The sequence below is a fragment of the Streptomyces sp. NPDC008121 genome (genome assembly GCF_042957155.1).
Lineage (GTDB): Bacteria > Actinomycetota > Actinomycetes > Streptomycetales > Streptomycetaceae > Streptomyces.
In genome coordinates this window covers 1-4,020 of the sequence record NZ_JBIBHT010000048.1, presented here as the reverse complement: position 1 = coordinate 4,020, position 4,020 = coordinate 1, and the positions used below count along the sequence as shown (strand labels likewise).

The window sequence follows — 4,020 nt, the reverse complement described above, 5'->3', positions numbered from 1 at the left end:
CCCTTTTTCGCCCTGACGTGGGCGGAGTCGAGGACGGCGCGTGAGAGGTCGAGCAGGCCGGCGTCGTCGAGCTGGTGCAGGATCTCCTCGTGCAGCCGGCCCCAGACTCCGGCCCTGGACCAGATCAGGAACCGGCGGTGGGCGGTCGACTTCGATATCCCGAAGCACGGCGGCAGGGCCCGCCAGGCGCAGCCGGAGACCAGGACGTAGATGATCGCGGCGAACAGCGTCTCATCAGGCGTGTCCTGCGTCCCACCGCCCTGCGGCCGCACCTTCGACGGCGGGATCAGCGGCTTCGCGATCTCCCACAATCCGTCCGGAACTACCAACTCCATGTACCCCGCCCCATGACCAGCTCAACGACCGCCTCACCACATAGGACACGGTCTAATGAAGTCATCTCATTTGGTGAGTCTGCGGTAGCAGATGAGGGTGCAGGCGATGCTGGTGAAGGCGAGGAAGTGGTCGGGCTTTGCGTTCGTAGCGTCGGTGCAGGCGGCGGCAGCCGCGAGCCAGGCCATGGTGCGTTCCACGGTCCGGCGGTGGCGGCCCAGCCGTTGCGAGGACTCGACTCCCTTGCGGGCGATGCGGTGCGTGATGCCGCGTGCGCGTAACCATCGCCGCAGGTTGGCGTAGTCGTAACCCTTGTCGCCGTGGAGCCTGCCGGGCTTGCGGCGTCGCCGGCCGCGGCGCGAGCGGATCGGCGGAATGCCGCTTCACGAGCGGGATCAGGGCCTGGCTGTCGTGCAGGTTGGCCCCGGAGATGCCGACGGATACGGGCAGACCCGACCGTTCCGTGATCAGGTGGATCTTCGAGCCGTACTTGCCCCGGTCGACAGGATTCGGACCTGTCAGGTCCCCCTTTTCAGGGCCCGCATGTTCACCGAGTCGATCGCACAGCGCGACCAGTCCGGCTCGCCGCGGGCACCGAGTTCGTCGAGGACCAGGCGGTGGAGCCTGGCCCACACTCTGGCCTTCGACCACTCGGAGAACCGCCGGTGGGCGGTCGCTCCGGACGGGCCGAACGATGCCGAAGGCAGCTGCTGCCAGGTACAGCCCGACGTGGCCACGAATACGATCGCGGCCAGCACCTCCCGGTCGCCGTGCCGACGCCGGCCACCGCCCTGCGGCCGCGACGGCGCCTCCGGCACCACCCGCTGGAACAACTCCCACAACTCGTCCGGCACCAGCCGCTCAACGACCCCCACCATGACTCGCAGAATACCGAGTAACCCAAATGAGATGGCCTCTAATCTAAGGACGCGGCGCGGCGCGCTGGGGGGCCAGGGACGAGTGCCGCCCGGCCCGTTCCTCAGAGCGGAAAAGAACGGCCCGGCGCGGGCGCTGTCCCCGCCCTGGCCGACCCCTGCGCCGGCAGGCGAACACCGGGCATTTCTGCCCGGGAAGCCCGTTCACGGCTGGTGATACGGGCCGTCGCGGCCGGAGCGAGCGGAATCGGCCTGCCCGCGGCTCTGCTGGCCGCCTGCACACCCGCCCGGCGGCGCCGGCCGGCGGATGCGCAGCTCCTCCTCATATCCGTGCGGCCGGACCTGGCGGCCGGACCAGCGACCGCGCTCAGATGAAATAGACATGCGCGCGGTACCGGCAGCGGCTTCACCGGGAAAGGCGTTCCGCACCGCGCGGCCCGCCGACGGATAAAGGATTCCCTGATGGCCGTTTCCCTCAAGGATGCCGTCGACTCCTATATACAGGCCGGCCAGAGTTCAGCGGGGGCTGCCAGCCTCAGGCGGAGTGTCCTGATCAGGCTCGTCCAGTATTTCCCCGGCCGGGAGTTCACAGGCATCACTGCACGTGACCTGGCACAGTACCTGTACGGGGCCGGCGGGATCGCAGCGGAGAAAAAGGCTTCTACGGCTGCAGGTTACAGGTCATGCCTGAAAGGATTTGCCTACAGGCTGGGGGTGGGATGGTCTGCTGACACACCTGTCATCGTCATGTGGCCACCGCGCGCGTCCGAGCAGCTCCTTACACTGAAAACAGGGCTGCACTAGCTGCCCTGCCCTGCCCGGGCAGGGCAGGGCAGGGCAGGGCAGGGCAGGGCAGGGCAGCGTTTTCTGCGCTGCCTGTGCGGGGCTGCCCGCAGAGGCCGTGACCGTGGTTCCGTTTCACCGCATCGTCGTGCCCAGAACCAGCTCGAAAGCGGTGGGCGGGACGCTGACGCTTCCTTTGAAAGGGCGGTCCACAGCAACAATTGAGTACAGGGCCAGGCTCGCCGCGAAAGCGACACTCAGCGACAGGAAGAAATGTGCCCTCGCCCGGTTCACAGGCAGGAACCAGGTCAGCGCGATCACAGTGAGCACACCCATCACCAGCACTGACCAGAGCAGTCCCGGAACTCCCACCGACGCTGCTGTCAGCCGCTGGCGCCTCGCATTGATAAAATCCTTGAAAGCCGAGATCAGGGCGGACTGGATATTATTCTCCGCAGGGGTTTTCCCCTGGAACGACAGGATGCCATTCTGGATCTTTCGGACATGGCCCTGCCCGCTTTCCGGCGCCTCGCCCTGCCGGTGCTCGCCCCACTCTTTGTTGATCACATGCGCTGTATATGCCCGCAGGTCCGCCTGCAGAACACCCCGGTCAGGCTCCGGGAGTGAAGAACCCTCCCGGTACATGACAGCAAGCGACGCAGCCTCCGACGAAACCGCGATCCGCGCCTCCGTGTAATTCTGGTACGCGGCGAAAGACAGCAGCGCAAGCAGCAGCGCGAAAAATGTCACACCCGCCTGCAGGCAGAGCGTAGCAAGATCCCGCCACTCCCCTTCCATCCCAAAAATCAGCCGGGAAACCCTGCGGAAGATCATCACCCCGCCCGCAGCGAAGAGAAGGAAAAACCCCAGGAACGCCAGCAGCGAAACCGCGGTCGGAACATCCGTGAACCATTCAGGCATACAGGCTTCCCTTGGATATCAGCGTTCTTCCGTCCACCCGGCACACCAGCAGACTGCCCCGCCCCGGCCTGCCGACCTGCTGCAGCACGGCCCGCACGGGGCCCGGGCCCGTCCGCAGCCGCCCCGCTCACCCTCCCCGTTCCTGCCCCCGGCGCACCCCGGCCCGCCGTCCCGGGCTTACAGGTCCCCCGCACGGGTGACCCCCGTTACACCCAGCCGGCCGGCCCTGCCGCTCTCCCCCGATCGCCCGGCTTCGCACCCTCCGCCACACAGCCCTCCTGGCCGCCCCGCTTCCTGCGCCGCCGCCTTTAACCTGAACGCCGCAGGCAGCGCCCCGTCCCGCACCCGCCAGACCGGGCAGCGCACGCGCCCGCCGCACCTCGCCTCACCGAAGACTCCCTGCCCCTGGCATGCCGTGCGGGACGGCCGGCACCTGCCGCCCCGCCCGCATCCTCACCGAAGACCGAAAGGCCACCCCGCCATGCGGACCCGCCGTCTTGTTCTCGCAGCCGCCGCCGTCACCACAGCGGCTCTCACCACCGCCGCCACCGCGGCAGCCAGCAGCCCCGCACAAGGTTTCCGGGCCCAGCAGCCGTACCTCATCACCTTCGAAGTCGGCGACGGCAAAGACCGCTACAGCGTCCGCACCAGCGACCCCCAGACGCTCGCCAGAGCACAGGAACTCCTCACCAGCGCTCCCGCGCAGGGCCCAGCCGTCCCGCACGGAAAAATCATTGCAGAGCCCTCCCCCGACAACCCCGGCTACGACTGGCACATCAGCCCGGCCGGATTCCACTTCGCAGACGTCGGCGCCATATCCTGCGACGCTGTCCCCCAGATGGTCTTTCCCGGCACAGAAGTATGGCAATTCGGCTACTACTGCCCCTGGAGCGCGAAAGTAGCGGAAATCGAACCCGTCAGCCCCTGACGCCCCCTGCGCACCCCCGGAGCGCCTGCACCCCCGCCGTGGCCGCGTGAACGCGAAGCCCAGCCGGGGTGCGGGCGCCCATCAGTGAGCTTCTTCAGCGTTGCAGCTCCAGGGTGAGGACGGCCTTGGCGATTGACGTCATGCGGTTGGGGCTGCAGCGGGACCTGCGGAAGATCCGCC

Annotated in this window: 3 protein-coding genes and 3 pseudogenes; 2 read left to right on the top strand and 4 right to left on the bottom strand. The window is 67.8% G+C overall.

The genetic code is table 11. The annotated features are described in order from the left end of the window. Together ACFZBD_RS35100 and ACFZBD_RS35095 are read right to left on the bottom strand one after the other, a co-directional pair. Positions 1-349: pseudogene (locus ACFZBD_RS35100) on the bottom strand (transposase); the annotation flags it as partial. 52 nt (positions 350-401) lie between these two features. Next, positions 402-1,211: pseudogene (locus ACFZBD_RS35095) on the bottom strand (IS5 family transposase). Between the two features lie 459 nt (positions 1,212-1,670). Between ACFZBD_RS35095 and ACFZBD_RS35090 the strand changes: the two are divergent. After that, positions 1,671-2,012, top strand: coding sequence for a hypothetical protein (locus ACFZBD_RS35090; protein ID WP_391147777.1), 342 nt, complete (start codon positions 1,671-1,673; stop codon positions 2,010-2,012). Between the two features lie 114 nt (positions 2,013-2,126). Here the strand turns inward: ACFZBD_RS35090 and ACFZBD_RS35085 are convergent, their stop codons facing one another. Further along, positions 2,127-2,912 (bottom strand): DUF4239 domain-containing protein, encoded by a 786-nt coding sequence (locus tag ACFZBD_RS35085; RefSeq protein WP_391147775.1) that lies wholly within the window; start codon positions 2,910-2,912, stop codon positions 2,127-2,129. Between the two features lie 481 nt (positions 2,913-3,393). On the opposite strand from ACFZBD_RS35085, the gene ACFZBD_RS35080 reads away from it, so the two are divergent. Continuing rightward, positions 3,394-3,840 carry a hypothetical protein gene (locus ACFZBD_RS35080; protein ID WP_391147773.1) on the top strand — a complete coding sequence of 149 codons (447 nt, stop codon included), beginning with the start codon at positions 3,394-3,396 and terminating at the stop codon, positions 3,838-3,840. Between the two features lie 94 nt (positions 3,841-3,934). Here the strand turns inward: ACFZBD_RS35080 and ACFZBD_RS35075 are convergent. Further along, positions 3,935-4,020: pseudogene (locus ACFZBD_RS35075) on the bottom strand (IS5/IS1182 family transposase); the annotation flags it as partial.

Excerpts from the sequence above, each read along its gene's own strand:
- ACFZBD_RS35090 (WP_391147777.1), top strand. The coding sequence starts at position 1,671 with ATGGCCGTTTCCCTCAAGGATGCCGTCGACTCCTATATACAGGCCGGC.
- ACFZBD_RS35085 (WP_391147775.1), bottom strand. The coding sequence starts at position 2,912 with ATGCCTGAATGGTTCACGGATGTTCCGACCGCGGTTTCGCTGCTGGCG.
- ACFZBD_RS35080 (WP_391147773.1), top strand. The coding sequence starts at position 3,394 with ATGCGGACCCGCCGTCTTGTTCTCGCAGCCGCCGCCGTCACCACAGCG.